The following is a 19,491-nucleotide window of genomic DNA, read 5'->3' as shown; positions in this document are numbered from 1 at the left end:
CAACACGTTGCGGGAAAACCTGGGCGACCTTCAGGCAGAAACGCGTGGGATGGTGTCGTCAGCGCGCAGGGTGAAGATCTCGTAGCCGGTGTCGGTGACCAGCAGGGTGTGCTCCCACTGGGCCGAGAGCTTGCGGTCCTTGGTGATGGCGGTCCAGCCGTCGCCCAGCACCTTGGTGTCGGCCTTGCCTTGGTTGATCATCGGTTCGATGGTGAACGTCATGCCGGCCTTGAGTTCCATGCCGGTGCCGGCGCGGCCGTAATGCAGAATCTGCGGCTCTTCGTGGAACACCTTGCCGATACCGTGGCCGCAGAACTCGCGCACCACCGAGAAGCCGTTCTTTTCCGCGTGCTTCTGGATCACTTCACCGATGTCACCCAGGCGGCAGCCGGGCTTGACGATCTCGATGGCCTTGTACATGCATTCCTGGGTGACCTGGGACAGACGCTCGGCCCATACCGGCACATTACCGACGTGGAACATGCGGCTGGTGTCGCCGTGGTAACCATCCTTGATCACCGTGACGTCGATGTTCAGGGTGTCGCCGTCTTTCAGTGGCTTGTCACCGGGAATGCCGTGGCAGACCACGTGGTTGATCGAGGTGCAGATCGACTTGGGGAAGCCTTTGTAATTCAGCGGGGCAGGGATGGCTTTTTGCACGTCGACTATATAGTCGTGGCAAATGCGGTCCAGCGCTTCGGTGGTGACGCCGGGCTTGACGTGTTCGGCGATCATTTCCAGCACGTCGGCAGCCAGTTTGCCGGCAACGCGCATGCCTGCGATGTCTTCGGCGGTTTTCAAGGTAACGGTCATACAGGCTCTCTCTAGCGCGACGCGCTGAAATCAATACGGTTCACGGGGAGCGCGACAAAGGGGTACAGCATTCGCGCAAGTCCCAAAAAACGCGATTCTAACAGACGATGCTGGCAAATCATGCGCGTCTGGTGATCGCTTCTCTCTATGAGGTAGAGGCATGTTGGCTGTATTCAAGGGCTTACGCAAAGACGACGACCGGCAAGTGTGATTGCGGGTTTCGTTTTTGCCGATGCTGTGGTATAAAATGCGCCGCTTTCCGGGGATACCCCGCAAAGCTTAAATCCACACACGTGTCGACACGATGACCTGGGTGCCGGAGGCCTTGATGCCGCTGGTTGGTCATTGGGATACGTGGAGGCCAAACCCGACTTATTAAGGAACTATCATGTCCCAAGTCAACATGCGCGATATGCTGAAGGCCGGTGTGCACTTCGGTCACCAGACCCGTTACTGGAACCCGAAAATGGGTAAGTACATTTTCGGCGCGCGTAACAAGATTCACATTATCAACCTTGAAAAAACCCTGCCAATGTTCAACGAAGCGCTGACTTTCGTAGAGCGTCTGGCCCAGGGCAAAAACAAGATCCTGTTCGTCGGCACCAAGCGTTCCGCTGGCAAGATCGTTGCTGAAGAAGCAGCACGTTGCGGTTCGCCGTACGTCGATCACCGCTGGTTGGGCGGCATGCTGACCAACTTCAAAACCATCCGTGCTTCCATCAAGCGTCTGCGTGACCTTGAAGTGCAAGCCGAAGACGGTACTTTCGCCAAGCTGACCAAGAAAGAAGCGCTGATGCGCTCCCGTGACCTGGAAAAGCTCGATCGTTCCCTGGGTGGTATCAAGGACATGGGCGGTCTGCCTGACGCACTGTTCGTTATCGACGTTGATCACGAGCGCATCGCGATCACCGAAGCCAACAAGCTGGGCATCCCGGTTATCGGCGTAGTCGATACCAACAGCAGCCCGGAAGGCGTTGACTACATCATCCCAGGCAACGATGACGCAATCCGCGCTATCCAGTTGTACATGGGTTCGATGGCTGACGCTGTAATCCGTGGTCGCAACCACGTTGCTGGTGGTACCGAGCAGTTCGTTGAAGAAGCTCCGGTAGCTGCCGCTGAGTAATTGACGCCCTGGCGTTGACTCAGTAAGCAAAAAGGGGGCTTGGCCCCCTTTTTGCCACCTCGAAAACCATTTGTCGGCAGCGCAGCTACATTGTTTGTAACGTGCAGCGGCCTACAACGGAGATTCGGGAAGAATTGATCGCCCGTTTGATCGGGTGGAATGGTTGAAAACCTATCCAAGAGGATTTTGAAATGGCAGAGATTACTGCAGCGTTGGTTAAAGAACTGCGTGAGCGTACCGGCGAAGGCATGATGGATTGCAAAAAGGCCTTGACCAAGGCCGGCGGCGACATCGAAAAAGCCATTGATGACATGCGTGCTTCCGGCGCCATCAAGGCTGCCAAGAAAGCAGGCAACGTGGCTGCTGAAGGCGCTATCGCTCTGAAAGAAGACGGCAAATCCGCCGTTCTGCTGGAAGTGAACTCCCAGACCGACTTCCTGGCTCTGCAGGATGACTTCAAGGCGTTCGTTGCTTCCAGCGTCGAAAAAGCTTTCGCTGACAAGCTGACCACTGTTGAGCCTCTGATCGAAGCTCAAGAAGCAGCTCGTCTGGTACTGGTCGGCAAGGTTGGCGAAAACGTCAACATCCGTCGCCTGGTTCGCGTTGAAGGTGATGTAGTTGGTGGCTACCTGCACGGCAACAAAATCGGTGTTGCAGTTGTTCTGAAAGGCGGCGACGTTGAGCTGGCCAAAGACATCGCGATGCACGTTGCTGCAAGCAACCCTGAGTTCCTGCTGCCTTCGGAAGTTTCGGCCGAAGCGATCGAGCGTGAAAAAGCTGTGTTCCTGCAGCTGAACGAAGAAAAAATCAAAGGCAAGCCAGAAAACATTGTTGAGAACATGGTCAAAGGCCGTATCAGCAAGTTCCTGGCCGAAGCAAGCCTGGTTGAGCAGGCGTTCGTCAAGAACCCTGAAATCAAGGTTGGCGAACTGGCCAAGAAAGCCGGTGCTGAAATCGTTTCCTTCACTTACTTCAAAGTAGGCGAAGGCATCGAGAAGCCGGTCGACAACTTCGCTGAAGAAGTTGCTGCCCAGCTGGCTGCCGCCAAGCAATAAGACAGTTCCAAACTGTCGCCGAAAGAGGCTGCCCGCTCACGCGCGCAGCCTCTTTTCAAATGGGAAGGCCAATTTTATTTGGTTTCCTCTCGGAACTGGCTTACAAAGCCGTGTTCCGATGGCGCTGTGACAGCGTCCAGCTAGAGTGAACGCAAGCCGTAAACGGCTCGCCAAGAATTTTTAAAAAATACGCCGCAGGAGAGATTCGCAATGGCTCAGCAGGGCAGTGGTTATCAGGCTCGCTATAAACGCATTCTACTCAAGCTCAGCGGCGAGGCCCTGATGGGCTCGGAAGAGTTCGGGATCGACCCCAAGGTGCTTGACCGCATGGCGCTGGAAGTCGGCCAGTTGGTCGGTATCGGCGTGCAGGTCGGCCTGGTGATTGGTGGTGGCAACCTGTTCCGCGGTGCGGCACTGAGTGCGGCCGGTATGGACCGGGTTACGGGCGACCACATGGGCATGCTGGCTACTGTGATGAACGCCCTCGCCATGCGCGACGCCCTGGAGCGCGCCAACATCTCGGCCATCGTGATGTCGGCAATTTCCATGGTTGGCGTGACTGATCACTATGATCGCCGCAAAGCCATGCGCCACCTGAACTCCAAGGAAGTGGTGATCTTTGCTGCTGGCACAGGTAACCCGTTCTTCACTACCGACTCGGCCGCATGCCTGCGTGCTATCGAAATCGATGCCGACGTGGTGTTGAAGGCGACCAAGGTGGATGGCGTATACACTGCAGACCCATTCAAAGACCCGCATGCCGAGAAGTTCGATCATCTGACCTACGATGAAGTACTGGATCGCAAGCTGGGTGTCATGGACCTGACCGCTATCTGCCTGTGCCGCGACCACAAGATGCCGCTGCGCGTATTTAACATGAACAAGCCCGGCGCCCTGCTGAATATCGTACACGGCGGCGCAGAAGGGACTCTGATCGAGGAAGGCCAACAATGATCAACGAAATCAAGAAAGACGCCCAGGCGCGTATGCAGAAATCCCTGGAATCCTTGAGCCACGCCTTTGGCCAGATCCGTACTGGCAAGGCGCACCCAAGCATCCTGGGCAGCGTGATGGTGCCTTACTACGGTTCCGACACCCCGCTGAGCGGTGTGGCCAACGTGACCGTGAAGGATTCGCGTACCCTGCAAGTTGTTGCCTTCGAGCGCAACATGCTCGCCGCCGTCGACAAGGCTATCCAGAGTGCCGGCCTGAACCTCAACCCGACCAACCTGGGCGAGTTGCTGCTGATCTCCATGCCAGCCCTGACCGAAGAAACCCGCAAGGGCTTCACCAAGCAGGCGCGCAGTGCTGCTGAAGATGCGCGCGTTGCCGTGCGTAACATCCGTCGCGATGCACTGGGCGATCTGAAGAAGCTGGTCAAGGACAAGGAAATCAGCGAAGACGAAGAGCGCCGTGCCGTCGCTGATATCGACAAGCTGACCAAGGACGCCGAAGCCCAGATCACCAAGGCGACTGAAGAAAAAGAAAAGGACCTGATGGCCGTATAAGGGGTCAGGACGCCTTCATGGAAAAGACCAAGCAGACTGTGCCCTCCGTGGTGCCGCGCCATGTCGCGATCATCATGGATGGGAATAATCGCTGGGCGAAAAAACGCTTTATGCCGGGTGTTGCCGGGCATAAAGCGGGTGTTGACGCGGTAAGGGCGGTGATTGAGGTGTGTGCCGAGGCCAAGGTCGAAGTATTGACCTTGTTCGCGTTCTCAAGTGAGAACTGGCAGCGACCCGCCGATGAAGTCAGTGCCTTGATGGACCTGTTCTTCAAGGCTCTGCGTCGTGAGGCCAAGCGCCTCAACGACAACAACATCAGTCTGCGCATCATTGGTGATCGCTCGCGGTTCCATCCGGAGCTGCAAGCGGCCATGCGCGAAGCCGAGGCCATCACTGCCGGTAGTAACCGTTTTGTGTTGCAGATCGCAGCCAACTACGGTGGCCAGTGGGATATTGCCCAGGCTGCGCAGCGGCTGGCCCGCGAAGTGCAGGCCGGCCATCTGCGCCCGGACGACATCACGCCCCAACTGTTGCAAACCTGCCTGGTGACCGGCGACCTGCCGTTGCCGGACTTGTGCATTCGCACCGGTGGCGAGCATCGCATCAGCAATTTCCTGCTGTGGCAGCTGGCCTACACCGAGCTGTACTTCTCCGACCTGTTCTGGCCGGACTTCAAACACGAAGCCATGCGTAATGCACTGGCTGATTTCGCTTCCCGTCAGCGTCGCTTCGGTAAAACGAGCGAGCAGATCGAAGCTGGAGCCCGGGTTTAAATGCTTAAACAACGAATCATCACGGCGCTGATCCTGCTGCCGATTGCCTTGTGCGGTTTTTTCCTGCTCGACGGTTCCGGCTTTGCGCTGTTCATCGGCCTGGTTGTGACCCTTGGTGCGTGGGAGTGGGCGCGCCTGGCAGGCTTTGTCAACCAGTTGCCGCGTATGGCCTATGCCGCCTTGGTCGCGCTGTTGTTGTTCTTCATGTACATCCTGCCGGACATCGCGCCCTGGGTGCTGGGGGCTGCAGTGTTGTGGTGGGCGTTGGCGACTTTCCTGGTGCTCACCTATCCGCGCACCAGTAGCCAGTGGTCCAGCGTGGCCTGCAAGCTGGTGATTGGCCTGGCGATCCTCTTGCCGGCCTGGCAAGGGCTGGTGGAGATCAAGCGTTACCCGCTGGGCAACGAATTGATCCTGGCTGTGATGGTGTTGGTATGGGGCGCCGACATTGGTGCCTACTTCTCGGGTAGAGCTTTTGGCAAACGCAAGCTGGCCCCGGCCGTAAGCCCTGGCAAGAGCTGGGAAGGCGTATACGGCGGCTTGGCCTTGACGCTGCTGATCACCCTGGTGGTCGGTGTGGTGCGTGACTGGTCAGTAAAGGAAGTGCTTCTGGCCTTGCTGGGGACGGCTATTGTCGTCTTCATCTCGGTGGTGGGCGACCTTACCGAGAGCATGTTCAAACGCCAGGCGGGCATCAAGGACAGCAGTAACCTGCTGCCAGGCCATGGCGGTGTGCTTGACCGTATCGACAGCCTCACCGCCGCGCTGCCTATTTTTGCCGTGCTGTTGTGGATGATCGCTTCGTGAGCCGCCTGCAGCAGGTTACGGTGCTGGGTGCGACCGGCTCGGTCGGGCTCAGTACCCTGGATGTCATCGCGCGTCACCCCGATCGCTATCAGGTTTTCGCCCTGACCGGCTTCACGCGTTTGCGCGAGTTGCTGGCCTTGTGCGTGCGTCACTCGCCGCGCTTTGCCGTGGTGCCGGAAGCTGCTGCGGCTCGCAGTCTGCAGGATGATCTGCGGGCTGCCGGGCTGGCCACTCAGGTATTGGTTGGCGAGGCAGGCTTATGCCAGGTCTCGGCCGATGCGGACGTGGATACGGTGGTGGCGGCGATTGTCGGTGCGGCAGGTTTGCGCCCGACCTTGGCGGCAGTCGATGCTGGCAAGAAAATCCTGCTGGCCAACAAAGAAGCCTTGGTCATGTCCGGCGCGCTCTTTATGCAAGCGGTGCGTAAGAGCGGAGCGGTGCTGCTGCCTCTGGACAGCGAGCACAACGCCATCTTCCAGTGCATGCCCGGTGATTTTGCCCGCGGCTTGAGCCAGGTCGGCGTGCGCCGAATTTTGCTGACGGCATCGGGTGGCCCATTCCGCCAGACTCCGTCGGCCGAGCTGGACCATGTGTCTCCCGATCAGGCATGCGCTCACCCGAACTGGTCCATGGGGCGCAAAATCTCCGTGGATTCGGCGAGCATGATGAACAAGGGCCTGGAGTTGATCGAGGCATGCTGGCTGTTCGATGCGCGGCCTGACCAGGTTGAGGTGGTCATTCACCCACAAAGTGTGATCCATTCCCTGGTCGATTACGTGGATGGTTCGGTGTTGGCGCAATTGGGTAACCCGGACATGCGCACACCGATCGCCAACGCCTTGGCGTGGCCTGAGCGGATTGATTCCGGCGTAGCACCGTTGGACTTGTTTGCAATCGCGCGCCTGGACTTCGAAGCCCCGGACGAGCAGCGTTTCCCTTGTTTGCGCCTGGCGCGGCAAGCGGCCGAGGCGGGTAACAGTGCCCCGGCGATGCTTAACGCGGCCAACGAAGTGGCCGTGGCGGCGTTTCTTGAGCGGCGCATCCGCTTTCCGCAGATTGCGAGTATCATCGAGGACGTCCTGGCGCTTGAGCCGGTAGTGGCAGTGAATGACCTGGAGGTGGTGTTCGAGGCCGACACCAAGGCCCGAGCCCTGGCCGGGCAATGGTTGGATCGCAATGCGGGTTAGGCCGCGGGCAGGTTTGAGTCTTCAGGCATTGGATTGAAATGCGGAGAAATTAGATGAGTGCGCTCTACATGATTGTCGGCACCCTGGTTGCTCTGGGTGTGTTGGTGACCTTCCACGAATTCGGCCACTTCTGGGTGGCGCGTCGTTGCGGCGTCAAGGTATTGCGCTTTTCCGTCGGTTTCGGCATGCCGTTGTTGCGCTGGCATGATCGCCGAGGCACTGAGTTTGTCATTGCTGCTATCCCGTTGGGCGGCTACGTCAAGATGCTCGATGAGCGCGAAGGCGAAGTGCCTGCAGACCAGCTGGACCAGTCCTTCAATCGCAAGACCGTTCGTCAGCGTATTGCGATTGTCGCGGCGGGACCGATCGCCAACTTCCTGTTGGCGATGGTGTTCTTCTGGGTCTTGGCCATGCTGGGCAGCCAGCAGGTGCGCCCGGTCATTGGCGCGGTCGAAGCCGACAGCATCGCGGCCAAGGCGGGCCTGACGGCAGGGCAGGAAATTGTATCGATTGATGGCGAACCCACCACAGGGTGGGGCGCGGTCAATTTGCAGTTGGTGCGTCGCCTGGGTGAAAGCGGCACCGTCAATGTGGTAGTGCGTGACCAGGGCTCCAGCGCCGAAACCCCGCGGGCATTGGCGCTGGACCATTGGCTCAAGGGCGCCGATGAGCCCGATCCGATCAAATCCCTCGGGATCCGCCCTTGGCGTCCGGCCTTGCCGCCGGTGCTGGCCGAGCTGGATCCAAAGGGGCCGGCCCAGGCTGCTGGCCTGAAAACCGGTGATCGCCTGTTGGCCCTTGATGGCCAGGCGCTGGGTGACTGGCAGCAGGTGGTTGACCTGGTGCGTGTGCGCCCTGATACCAAAATTGTGCTGAAAGTTGAGCGCGACGGTGCTCAAATCGACGTCCCCGTGACCCTGTCGGTGCGAGGCGAAGCCAAGGCGGCCGGGGGCTACCTGGGGGCAGGGGTCAAAGGTGTCGAATGGCCGCCATCGATGGTGCGAGAGGTCAGCTACGGGCCTTTGGCAGCGATTGCAGAGGGCGCGAAACGCACCTGGACCATGAGCGTGCTGACCCTCGAATCCCTCAAGAAAATGTTGTTCGGTGAGCTCTCGGTAAAAAACTTGAGTGGACCGATAACCATTGCTAAAGTGGCGGGCGCTTCTGCCCAGTCGGGTGTCGCGGATTTCCTGAATTTCCTGGCTTATCTGAGTATTAGCCTTGGGGTTCTGAATTTGCTGCCCATTCCAGTATTGGATGGGGGGCATCTGCTGTTTTATCTGGTCGAGTGGGTGCGTGGTCGCCCCTTGTCGGATCGGGTGCAGGGTTGGGGGATACAGATTGGTATCAGTTTGGTGGTCGGGGTGATGTTGTTAGCCCTGGTCAACGATCTGGGACGTCTGTAACGCTTCGCTGAATTGCGAATCTGCCGCATTTTGCGGCAGTTTGTTTATTGCCAGTTGGAATAAGAAAGGACTTCATGAAACGTCTGCTGCTAACTGCGGTTCTCACCGTATTGATGATCGCCGAAGTTCACGCCGAGTCCTTCACCATCTCCGATATTCGCGTCAATGGCCTCCAGCGGGTCTCCGCGGGTAGCGTCTTTGGTGCCTTGCCGTTGAACGTCGGGGAACAGGCGGATGATCGTCGCCTGGTGGAATCCACTCGTGCGCTGTTCAAAACCGGGTTCTTTCAAGATATCCAACTGGGTCGCGAAGGCAACGTCCTGGTCATCACGGTCGTCGAGCGACCTTCCGTCGCCAGTATCGCGATCGAAGGTAACAAGGCCATCTCCACTGAAGACCTGATGAAGGGCCTGAAGCAATCGGGCCTGGCCGAGGGCGAGATCTTCCAGCGCGCAACCCTTGAGGGTGTGCGTAACGAGTTGCAACGCCAGTACGTTGCCCAGGGCCGCTACTCCGCGACCGTGGAAACCGAAGTGATCCCCCAGCCTCGTAACCGTGTGGGCCTGAAGGTCAACATCAACGAAGGCACCGTGGCCGCCATCCAGCACATCAACGTCGTGGGCAACACCAAGTTCCCTGATGAAGACCTGGTCGACCTGTTCGAACTCAAGACCACCAACTGGTTGTCGTTCTTCAAGAACGATGACAAGTACGCCCGTGAAAAACTCTCCGGTGACCTGGAACGCCTGCGCTCCTACTACCTGGACCGTGGCTACATCAACATGGACATCGCTTCGACCCAGGTGTCCATCACCCCGGACAAGAAGCACGTCTATATCACCGTCAACGTCAACGAAGGCGAGAAGTACAAGGTTCGTGACGTCAAGCTCAGCGGCGACCTGAAAGTGCCTGAAGACCAGGTCAAGTCCCTGCTGCTCGTGCAGAAGGACCAGGTGTTCTCGCGCAAGCTGATGACCACCACCTCAGAACTGATCACCCGCCGCCTGGGTAACGAAGGCTATACCTTCGCCAACGTCAACGGCGTGCCGACCCCGAATGATGAAGACCACACCGTGGACATCACCTTCGTCGTCGATCCGGGCAAGCGTGCCTACGTCAACCGTATCAACTTCCGTGGCAACACCAAGTCCGCGGACGAAGTGCTGCGTCGTGAAATGCGTCAGATGGAAGGTGGCTGGGCTTCGACCTACCTGATCGACCAGTCCAAGACCCGTCTTGAGCGCCTGGGCTTCTTCAAGGAAGTCAACGTCGAAACCCCGGCCGTACCGGGTGTGGATGACCAGGTTGATGTGAACTACGCCGTTGAAGAACAAGCCTCGGGTTCGATCACCGCCAGCGTCGGTTTCGCCCAGAGTGCCGGTTTGATCCTGGGTGGTTCCATCACGCAGAACAACTTCCTGGGTACCGGTAACCGTGTGTCCATCGGCCTGACCCGCAGCGAATACCAGAGCCGATACAACTTCGGCTACACCGACCCCTACTGGACTGCAGACGGTGTGAGCCTGGGCTACAACGCCTTCTATCGCACCACCGACTACAAAGACCTCGATGTTGACGTTGCAAGCTATGCGATCGACAGCCTGGGCGCCGGTGTCAACGTGGGTTACCCGATCAGCGAGACCTCGCGCCTGACCTTCGGCCTTACAGCCCAGCAGGATGAGATCAAGACCGGTGTGTACACAGTGGACGAAATCTTCGACTTCACCCGTCGTGAAGGCGACAAGTTCCTGAACTTCAAGGCGTCTGCCGGCTGGTCCGAGTCGACCCTGAACAAAGGCGTACTGGCAACCCGCGGCCACTCCCAGAGCCTGACCGCGGAAGTCACTACGCCGGGCAGCGACCTGTCGTTCTTCAAGCTCGACTACCGCGGCCAGTTGTTCCAGCCGTTGAGCGATAACTACACCATGCGCCTGCACACAGAGTTGGGCTATGGTGACGGCTATGGTTCGACCAATGGCTTGCCGTTCTATGAAAACTACTATGCAGGTGGCTTCAACTCGGTACGTGGCTTCAAGGACAGTACCTTGGGTCCGCGTGGCACGCCGAGCCGTGGCCAGGCCTTTACAGGTAACCAGGGTACGCAAGTGGACTCCGACAACGACCCGCTTCCTTTCGGTGGTAACGTGCTGATCCAGGGTGGTGCCGAAATTCTGTTCCCGCTGCCATTCGTAAAAGATCAGCGTTCCCTGCGTACTTCGGTCTTCTGGGACGTGGGTAACGTGTTTGACTCCAAGTGCGATCAGATCACCAACCCAAGTGGCGTGAAGTCCAACACTCAGTGCAACGACGTGAGCCTCAGCAACCTGGCGAGCTCCGTGGGCGTGGGTGTGACCTGGGTGACTGCGCTGGGCCCGTTGAGCTTTGCTCTGGCCATGCCGATCAAGAAACCGGATAACGCTGAAACCCAGATTTTCCAATTCTCCCTCGGCCAGACGTTCTAAGCGTCTGACCTAAGATAACGACAACGGATTCTGTAGGAGTACATCGTGCGTAAGTTGACTCAATTGGTCTTGCTGGCCACTGTGCTGGTCACCACCCCGGCCTTCGCCGAAATGAAAATCGCGGTCCTGAACTATCAGATGGCCCTGCTGGAGTCCGATGCGGCCAAGCGATACGCCGTGGATGCCGAGAAGAAATTCGGTCCGCAGCTGACCAAGCTCAAGACGCTGGAAAGCAGCGCCAAGGGCATCCAGGACCGCCTGGTAGCCGGTGGCGACAAGATGCAGCAAGGCGAGCGCGAGCGTCTGGAGCTTGAATTCAAGCAAAAGGCCCGTGACTACCAGTTCCAATCCAAGGAGCTGAACGAAGCCAAGGCTGTGGCCGACCGCGAAATGCTCAAGCAGCTCAAGCCGAAATTGGACAGCGCTGTGGAAGAAGTCATCAAGAAGGGTGCCTTTGACCTGGTGTTCGAGCGTGGCGCCGTGATCGACGTCAAGCCTCAATACGACATCACCCGCCAGGTGATCGAGCGCATGAACCAGCTGAAGTAAACCATGACAGCGACTATCAAGCTCGGCGAGTTGGCCGAGTTCCTGGGGGCCACCTTGCGTGGCTCCAAGGAGAAAGAAATCACTGGGCTAGCCACCTTGCAGGAGGCTGGCCCAGCTCAGTTGAGCTTCCTCGCAAATCCTCAATACCGTAAATACCTGGTCGACTGCCAGGCGGCAGCCGTGTTGCTGAAGGCCGCCGACGCCGAAGGGTTTACCGGGGATGCGCTGGTGGTGGCCGATCCGTACCTGTCGTACGCCAAGGCGTCGCACCTGTTCGATCCCAAGCCGAAGGCGGCCGGTGGTATTCACCCGTCTGCCGTGATCGCCGATGATGCCCAGGTTGATCCTGCCGCCAGCATCGGTGCATTCGCCGTGATCGAAAGCGGGGCGCGTATTGGTGCTGGTGTCACCGTGGGTGCCCACTGCTTTATCGGTGCACGCTGTGAAATTGGTGCCGATGGTTGGCTGGCCCCCCGCGTGACCCTCTACCACGATGTGCGTATTGGTCAGCGTGTGGTCATTCAGTCCGGTGCTGTTATCGGCGGCGAAGGCTTTGGCTTTGCCAACTCCAAAGGTGTCTGGCACAAGATCGCCCAGGTCGGTGGCGTATTGATCGGCGATGATGTGGAGATCGGCGTGAACACCGCCGTGGATCGCGGGGCCTTGGCTGATACCGTGATCGGCAACGGTGTGAAGCTCGATAACCAGATCCAGATCGCCCACAACGTGCAGATTGGCGATCACACCGCCATGGCGGCCTGCGTGGGCATCTCCGGCAGCACCAAGATCGGCAAGCATTGCATGCTCGCCGGTGGCGTTGGGCTGGTGGGGCATATCGATATTTGCGACAACGTCTTCATCACCGGCATGACCATGGTGACCCACTCGATCACAGAGCCAGGGGCCTACTCGTCCGGTACCGCGATGCAACCTGCGGCCGAATGGCGCAAGAGTGCCGCGCGTTTGAGGAAGATCGACGACATGGCACGACGTATCAAACAGCTTGAAAAGCGTGTCGGGGACGTGACCCCTGGCGGTAATGCTTCATCAGAAGGCTGATACCATTTCCATATCAAGTGTGCGCAGCCGCTAGACGGCCTCCTTGATTTGCTAGCGGGGCGTGCGCCTGGTGCGCCCGCCCCCAATCTTTATTACAGGCTTCCCCCCGAAATGATGGACATCAACGAGATTCGCGAATACCTGCCTCACCGTTACCCGTTCCTGCTGGTGGATCGCGTAGTGGACCTCAATGTCGAGGAAAAGCGCATTCGTGCCTACAAGAATGTCAGCATCAACGAACCATTCTTCAATGGTCACTTTCCTGCGCATCCAATCATGCCAGGTGTGTTGATCATCGAAGCCATGGCCCAGGCTGCCGGTATCCTTGGTTTCAAAATGCTCGACCTCAAGCCTGCTGACGGCACGCTTTACTATTTCGTGGGTTCGGACAAGCTGCGTTTTCGCAATCCGGTCACCCCGGGTGACCAGTTGATCCTGGAAGCCAAGTTCATCAGTTGCAAACGCCAGATCTGGAAGTTCGAATGCCAGGCCTCGGTAGATGGCAAGCCGGTGTGCTCTGCCGAGATCATCTGTGCGGAACGCAAACTATGAGTTTGATTGACCCTCGCGCAATCATCGATCCGTCGGCCGTACTGGCCGCCGACGTTGAGGTCGGCCCTTGGTCGATCGTCGGCGCAGGTGTGGAAATCGGCGAGGGGACTGTCATCGGGCCGCACGTGATCCTCAAGGGTCCGACCCGTATTGGCAAACACAATCGCATCTACCAGTTTTCCTCGGTAGGCGAAGACACCCCGGACATGAAGTACAAGGGTGAAGAAACACGCCTGATAATCGGAGACCACAATATTATCCGTGAAGGCGTCACCATTCACCGTGGCACCGTGCAGGATCGCGCCGAAACCACCTTGGGTGATCACAACCTGGTCATGGCCTATGCGCACATCGGCCATGACAGCGTGATCGGCAATCATTGCATCCTGGTCAACAACACTGCGTTGGCAGGCCATGTGCACGTTGATGACTGGGCGATCCTTTCCGGCTTTACCCTGGTACATCAATACTGCCATATCGGCGCCCACAGCTTTTCCGGTATGGGCACCGCCATCGGCAAGGATGTCCCGGCATTCGTGACGGTGTTCGGCAATCCTGCCGAAGCCCGCAGCATGAATTTTGAAGGCATGCGTCGTCGTGGTTTCAGCGAAGAAGCCATCCACGCCCTGCGCCGTGCCTACAAGACGGTTTACCGCCAAGGGTTGACCGTGGAGCAGGCCTTGGCCGAGTTGGCCGAGCCTGCCACGCAGTTCCCGGAAGTCGCTGTATTCCGTGATTCTATCCAGACCTCGACTCGCGGCATCACCCGCTGATCATGGCCACTCTGCGTATTGCGCTCGTGGCCGGTGAAGCTTCCGGCGATATCCTGGGTGCTGGTTTGATGCGGGCGCTCAAGGCCCAGCATCCGGCGGTGGAATTTATCGGGGTCGGTGGCCCATTGATGCAGGCCGAAGGCCTGACCTCCTACTTTCCGATGGAACGCCTGTCGGTCATGGGGCTGGTGGAAGTCTTGGGGCGCCTGCGTGAGCTGCTGGCTCGCCGCAAGCTGCTGATCAAGACGCTGATCGAAGAAAAACCTGACGTCTTTATCGGCATCGATGCGCCGGACTTCACGCTCAATATCGAACTCAAGTTGCGCCAGGCCGGGATCAAGACCGTGCACTACGTCAGCCCATCCGTGTGGGCGTGGCGCCAGAAGCGTGTGTTGAAAATCCGCGAAGGCTGCGACCTGATGTTGACCTTGCTTCCATTCGAAGCCCGGTTCTACGAGGAGAAGGGCGTGCCGGTGCGGTTTGTCGGCCACACCCTGGCTGACGCCATTCCCTTGCAGGCTGATCGTGCGGCTGCGCGCGCCGAGCTGGGCTTGCCCGATGGCCCGTTGGTAGCGTTGATGCCAGGCAGTCGTGGCGGTGAGGTGGGGCGTTTGGGGGCGTTGTTTTTTGATGCTGCCGAACGTCTTCAGGCGCAAAAGCCGGGAATCCGCTTTGTGCTGCCTTGCGCCAGTCCACAACGTCGTGCACAGATCGAAACCCTGCTGGAAGGCCGCAACCTGCCGTTGACCCTGCTCGATGGCCAGTCCCACCTGGCCCTGGCAGCCTGCGATGCGGTGTTGATCGCCTCGGGCACTGCCACGCTTGAGGCCTTGCTGTACAAGCGGCCGATGGTCGTGGCCTATCGCCTGGCGCCACTGACCTTCTGGATCCTCAAGCGCATGGTCAAGAGCCCTTACATTTCCTTGCCCAACCTGCTGGCCCAGCGCCTGCTGGTGCCGGAGTTGTTGCAGGACGATGCAACGCCCGAAGCGCTTGCGCAAACCCTACTACCCTTGATTGACGGCGGCGAAGAGCAGACCCGTGGTTTCGACGATATTCACCGCACGTTACGCCGTGATGCCTCGAACCAGGCGGCCGACGCCGTGTTGACCCTGATCGGCCATAAACAGGAAGCCTTATGACCATGCAAATGGGCCTGGATTTCAGTCTCGTCGCCCAAGCCCACGAACTGGTGGCGGGTGTTGACGAAGTCGGGCGCGGCCCGCTGTGTGGCGCAGTGGTCACGGCGGCGGTGATCCTTGATCCGAACCGCCCGATCCTGGGGCTCAACGATTCGAAGAAGCTCACCGAAGCCCGTCGCGAAAAGCTCTATGACGAGATCTGTGAGAAAGCCCTGAGCTGGCATATCGCCCGGGCTGAAGTCGAAGAAATCGACGAGCTGAATATCCTGCACGCCACCATGCTGGCGATGCAGCGCGCTGTGGAAGGGCTGCACATCACCCCGAAAATGGCGATGATCGACGGTAACCGCTGCCCCAAACTGACAATGCCGTCCGAAGCGGTGGTCAAGGGCGATAGCAAGGTTCCCGCCATTGCCGCCGCCTCGATCCTGGCCAAGGTCAGCCGCGACCGTGAAATGGCCGCGTTCGAATTGATCTATCCCGGCTACGGCATTGGTGGCCATAAAGGCTACCCGACCCCCGTTCATCTGGAAGCCCTGGCTCGGCTCGGCCCCACCCCGATCCATCGCCGCTCGTTTGCCCCGGTGCGCCAGGCTTATGAGGCCCGTGAAAGTCTGATCGAGGTATAGCAGCAAGGCTGATGTTTTTACCCAGGCCCGGTACAATCCGGGCCTTGTTGTTTTCATGTATCAAGACAGGATCACTATGCCGGCTTCATTCGTTCATCTACGCCTGCACACTGAGTACTCCCTGGTCGACGGCCTGGTACGGATCAAACCGCTGGTCAAAACCCTGGTGGGCATGAACATGCCTGCGGTTGCGGTTACCGACCAGAACAACATGTGTTCCCTGGTCAAGTTCTACAAGAACGCCATGGGCGCCGGCATCAAGCCGATCTGCGGCGCCGATCTGTGGCTGTCCAACAAAGACCCGGATAACCCCCTGAGCCGCATCAGCCTGCTGGCGATGAACGGCGTGGGTTATCGCAACCTCACCGAACTGATCTCCCGTGGCTTTATCGATGGTCAGCGCAACGGCTCGATCATCATCGAGCGCGAGTGGGTGGCCGAAGCCAGCGAAGGACTGATCATGCTCTCGGCGGCCAAAGAGGGCGAAATCGGTATCGCGCTGCTGGGCGGCAACCCTCAGGAAGCCGAAGTGCTGGCGCGTGAGTGGATGCAGGTGTTCCCAGGCCGGTTCTACCTGGAAGTCCAGCGCACCAACCGCCCCAACGATGAAGAGCATCTGCACGCTGCCGTAGCCCTGGCCGATAAGTTGGGTGCGCCGCTGGTGGCGACCAATGATGTGCGCTTTATCAAGAAAGAAGATTTCGAAGCCCACGAGACCCGCGTGTGCATCGGCGAAGGCCGTGCCTTGGATGACCCGCGCCGCTCGAAGAACTACAGCGAAGAGCAGTACCTCAAAAGCGCCGAGGAAATGGCGGAGCTGTTCAGCGACTTGCCCGAGGCCCTGGAAAACTCCGTCGAGATCGCCAAGCGCTGCAACATCGAAGTGAAGCTGGGCAAACACTTCCTGCCCAACTTCCCGATTCCCGATGGCATGACCATCGACGAATACTTTCGCAAAGTGTCGTTCGATGGCCTGGAGGAACGCCTCAGCGTCCTGCTGCCCAAGGACACCACCGAGGACTACGAAGCCAAGCGCCAGGTGTATGTCGATCGGTTGAATTTCGAGCTGGATATCATTATCCAGATGGGGTTCCCCGGTTACTTCCTGATCGTAATGGACTTTATCCAGTGGGCCAAAAACAACGGTGTACCGGTAGGCCCTGGCCGGGGGTCAGGTGCTGGCTCGCTGGTGGCCTACGTACAGAAGATCACCGACCTTGACCCGCTTGAATATGACCTGCTGTTCGAACGGTTCCTGAACCCGGAACGGGTTTCCATGCCCGACTTCGACGTCGACTTCTGCATGGATGGCCGTGACCGCGTGATTGAGTACGTGGCCGAAAAATACGGTCGCAACGCGGTAAGTCAGATCATCACCTTCGGCTCCATGGCCGCCAAAGCGGTAATCCGCGACGTGGCGCGGGTGCAGGGCAAGTCCTACGGTTTGGCGGACCGCCTGTCGAAGATGATCCCGTTCGAAGTCGGCATGACCCTGGAAAAAGCCTACGAGCAGGAAGAAATCCTGCGCGACTTCATCAAGGTCGATGAAGAAGCCGCCGAAATCTGGGACATGGCGCGCAAGCTCGAAGGCGTGGTGCGTAACGTCGGTAAACACGCCGGTGGTGTGGTTATTGCGCCGACCAAGCTCACCGACTTTTCGCCGATCTATTGCGATGAAGAAGGCGACGGCCTGGTCACCCAGTTCGACAAGGACGACGTGGAGGCCGCCGGCCTGGTGAAGTTCGACTTCCTCGGCCTGCGGACCCTGACGATCATCGACTGGGCACTCAAGACCATCAACCGCGACCGTGCCAAGGTCGGCGAAGAACCGCTGGATATCGCGTTTATCCCGCTGGACGACAAGCCGACGTACAGCCTGCTGCAAAAAGCCGAAACCACCGCAGTGTTCCAGCTTGAATCCCGGGGCATGAAGGAGCTGATCAAAAAGCTCAAGCCCGACTGCCTGGAAGACTTGATCGCACTGGTGGCCCTGTTCCGTCCGGGCCCGCTGCAATCGGGCATGGTGGATGACTTCATCAACCGTAAACACGGCCGGGCCGAGCTGGCTTACCCGCATTCCGACTATCAGTATGAAGGCCTCAAGCCCGTACTGGCGCCGACCTACGGCATCATCCTGTACCAGGAACAGGTGATGCAGATCGCCCAGGTGATGGCCGGCTACACCCTCGGCGGTGCGGACATGCTGCGTCGCGCCATGGGTAAGAAAAAGCCCGAGGAAATGGCCAAGCAGCGCGGCGGTTTCATTGAAGGTTGCGCCACCAACAATATTGATGCCGACCTGGCCGGTAACATCTTCGACCTGGTAGAAAAGTTCGCCGGTTATGGCTTCAACAAATCCCACTCCGCCGCCTATGGCCTGGTGTCGTACCAGACCGCCTGGCTGAAAGCCCACTATCCTGCACCGTTCATGGCGGCGGTACTCTCGGCGGATATGCACAACACCGACAAGGTCGTGACCTTGATCGAGGAAGTGCGCACCATGAAGCTGCGCCTCGACGCCCCGGACGTCAACGCTTCGGAGTTCAAGTTCACGGTGAACGACGAAGGCCGCATCATCTATGGCCTCGGCGCGATCAAAGGCGTGGGCGAAGGCCCGGTCGAGGCCATTACCGAAGCGCGTCAGGACGGGCCGTTCAAGGACCTGTTCGACTTTTGCGCACGCGTTGACCTCAAGCGCATCAACAAGCGTACCCTCGATGGCCTGATCCGCAGCGGCGCACTCGACCGTCTTGGCCCGTATTTTCATGATGAGCCGAAGGCTTACCAGGCCAATATCGATCGTAACCGGGCGGTGCTGCTGACCGCCATGGAAGAGGCGATCAAGGCCGCTGAACAGACCGCCCGTACCCATGACAGCGGCCACGCCGACCTGTTTGGCGGGCTGTTCGTCGAAGAAGATGCGGATGTCTACGCGAATCACCGCAAGGCCAAGGAGCTGACTCTGAAGGAGCGCCTCAAGGGTGAAAAAGACACCTTGGGCCTGTACCTCACTGGCCACCCGATTGACGAGTACGAAGGCGAAATCCGCCGTTTTGCCCGCCAGCGCATCATCGACCTGAAACCGGCGCGGGATACCCAGACCGTCGCCGGTATGATCATCGCCCTGCGGGTGATGAAAAATAAGAAGGGCGACAAGATGGGCTTCATCACCCTCGATGACCGCTCGGGCCGCATCGAAGCGTCATTGTTTGCCGACGCGTTTCACTCCGCCCAATCGCTGTTGCAGACCGACGCCATGGTGGTGGTGGAAGGGGAGGTCAGCAATGATGACTTCTCCGGTGGCCTGCGCCTGCGCATCAAGCGCGTGATGAGCATGGAAGACGCCCGCACCAACCTGGCCGAAAGCCTGCGCCTGAAGGTCAAGACCGAAGCGCTTAAAGGTGATCAGCTACGCTGGTTGGGTGACCTGCTAAAACGCCATCGTGGCGCATGCCCGGTGACTATGGAGTACACCGGCAGCGATGCCAAGGCCATGTTGCAGTTTGGTGAGACGTGGCGAATTGATCCCGCTGATGGCTTGATTCAAGCTTTGCGTGACCAGTTCGGGCGAGACAACGTCTTCCTCCAATACCGTTGACGGTCATATAGATCTGATCTCGACTAAACATTTAATCTCGACCTAAACGCGC

Annotated in this window: 17 protein-coding genes; 16 read left to right on the top strand and 1 reads right to left on the bottom strand. The window is 58.7% G+C overall.

Features of this window, described 5'->3' with window-relative positions:
• Window positions 1-30: 30 nt before the first annotated feature.
• Window positions 31-813, bottom strand: coding sequence for a type I methionyl aminopeptidase (gene map / locus HU730_RS06350; RefSeq protein ID WP_003189156.1), 783 nt, complete (start codon window positions 811-813; stop codon window positions 31-33).
• Between the two features lie 388 nt (window positions 814-1,201).
• Between map and rpsB the strand changes: the two genes are divergently transcribed.
• From rpsB to dnaE, 16 genes are all read left to right on the top strand, one after another.
• Complete coding sequence (gene rpsB, locus HU730_RS06345) at window positions 1,202-1,939, top strand: 30S ribosomal protein S2 (protein WP_003189158.1); 738 nt, start codon at window positions 1,202-1,204, stop codon at window positions 1,937-1,939.
• Between the two features lie 191 nt (window positions 1,940-2,130).
• Window positions 2,131-2,994, top strand: coding sequence for a translation elongation factor Ts (gene tsf, locus HU730_RS06340; protein WP_054899096.1), 864 nt, complete (start codon window positions 2,131-2,133; stop codon window positions 2,992-2,994).
• Window positions 2,995-3,204: 210 nt separating this feature from the next.
• Window positions 3,205-3,948 (top strand): UMP kinase, encoded by a 744-nt coding sequence (pyrH, locus tag HU730_RS06335; protein WP_003189161.1) that lies wholly within the window; start codon window positions 3,205-3,207, stop codon window positions 3,946-3,948.
• Entirely contained in the window at window positions 3,945-4,502 is a 558-nt protein-coding gene (gene frr, locus HU730_RS06330) for a ribosome recycling factor (RefSeq protein ID WP_003189163.1), read from the top strand. Before pyrH ends, frr begins: the two co-directional genes overlap by 4 nt.
• 17 nt (window positions 4,503-4,519) lie before the next feature.
• A complete protein-coding gene (gene uppS, locus HU730_RS06325) occupies window positions 4,520-5,275 on the top strand; it encodes a polyprenyl diphosphate synthase (RefSeq protein WP_054899097.1) in 756 nt (251 codons plus the stop codon).
• Window positions 5,276-6,082 (top strand): phosphatidate cytidylyltransferase, encoded by an 807-nt coding sequence (locus HU730_RS06320; RefSeq protein WP_034126832.1) that lies wholly within the window; start codon window positions 5,276-5,278, stop codon window positions 6,080-6,082.
• The gene (gene ispC, locus HU730_RS06315; RefSeq protein WP_186526516.1) at window positions 6,079-7,269 is read left to right on the top strand and encodes a 1-deoxy-D-xylulose-5-phosphate reductoisomerase; all 1,191 of its coding nucleotides are present in this window, start codon (window positions 6,079-6,081) and stop codon (window positions 7,267-7,269) included. The genes HU730_RS06320 and ispC overlap by 4 nt, the downstream gene beginning before the upstream one ends.
• Before the next feature lie 53 nt (window positions 7,270-7,322).
• Window positions 7,323-8,675 (top strand): sigma E protease regulator RseP, encoded by a 1,353-nt coding sequence (gene rseP / locus HU730_RS06310; RefSeq protein ID WP_181125350.1) that lies wholly within the window; start codon window positions 7,323-7,325, stop codon window positions 8,673-8,675.
• Window positions 8,676-8,749: 74 nt separating this feature from the next.
• Window positions 8,750-11,137, top strand: a complete 2,388-nt coding sequence (bamA, locus tag HU730_RS06305; RefSeq protein ID WP_020300966.1) for an outer membrane protein assembly factor BamA — start codon at window positions 8,750-8,752, stop codon at window positions 11,135-11,137.
• Between the two features lie 45 nt (window positions 11,138-11,182).
• A complete protein-coding gene (locus HU730_RS06300; RefSeq protein WP_003189173.1) occupies window positions 11,183-11,686 on the top strand; it encodes an OmpH family outer membrane protein in 504 nt (167 codons plus the stop codon).
• A 3-nt stretch (window positions 11,687-11,689) separates the two neighbouring features.
• Entirely contained in the window at window positions 11,690-12,745 is a 1,056-nt protein-coding gene (gene lpxD / locus HU730_RS06295) for a UDP-3-O-(3-hydroxymyristoyl)glucosamine N-acyltransferase (protein WP_034126835.1), read from the top strand.
• Between the two features lie 111 nt (window positions 12,746-12,856).
• Window positions 12,857-13,297 carry a 3-hydroxyacyl-ACP dehydratase FabZ gene (gene fabZ, locus HU730_RS06290; RefSeq protein ID WP_003172281.1) on the top strand — a complete coding sequence of 147 codons (441 nt, stop codon included), beginning with the start codon at window positions 12,857-12,859 and terminating at the stop codon, window positions 13,295-13,297.
• Complete coding sequence (lpxA, locus tag HU730_RS06285) at window positions 13,294-14,070, top strand: acyl-ACP--UDP-N-acetylglucosamine O-acyltransferase (protein WP_186526517.1); 777 nt, start codon at window positions 13,294-13,296, stop codon at window positions 14,068-14,070. Before fabZ ends, lpxA begins: the two co-directional genes overlap by 4 nt.
• Window positions 14,071-14,072: 2 nt before the next feature.
• Window positions 14,073-15,212: a lipid-A-disaccharide synthase gene (gene lpxB, locus HU730_RS06280; RefSeq protein ID WP_034126836.1), complete on the top strand. Its 1,140-nt coding sequence runs from the start codon at window positions 14,073-14,075 to the stop codon at window positions 15,210-15,212.
• Window positions 15,213-15,214: 2 nt separating this feature from the next.
• A complete protein-coding gene (rnhB, locus tag HU730_RS06275) occupies window positions 15,215-15,841 on the top strand; it encodes a ribonuclease HII (protein WP_161793220.1) in 627 nt (208 codons plus the stop codon).
• A gap of 76 nt (window positions 15,842-15,917) precedes the next feature.
• Window positions 15,918-19,439, top strand: coding sequence for a DNA polymerase III subunit alpha (gene dnaE / locus HU730_RS06270; protein ID WP_003189180.1), 3,522 nt, complete (start codon window positions 15,918-15,920; stop codon window positions 19,437-19,439).
• Window positions 19,440-19,491 lie beyond the last annotated feature (52 nt).

This window comes from Pseudomonas sp. SWRI22 (assembly GCF_014268395.2).
Classification (GTDB): Bacteria; Pseudomonadota; Gammaproteobacteria; order Pseudomonadales; family Pseudomonadaceae; genus Aquipseudomonas; species Aquipseudomonas paracarnis.
The sequence above is the reverse complement of the archived record's forward strand: the minus strand, read 5'-3'. Positions and strand labels throughout refer to the sequence as shown.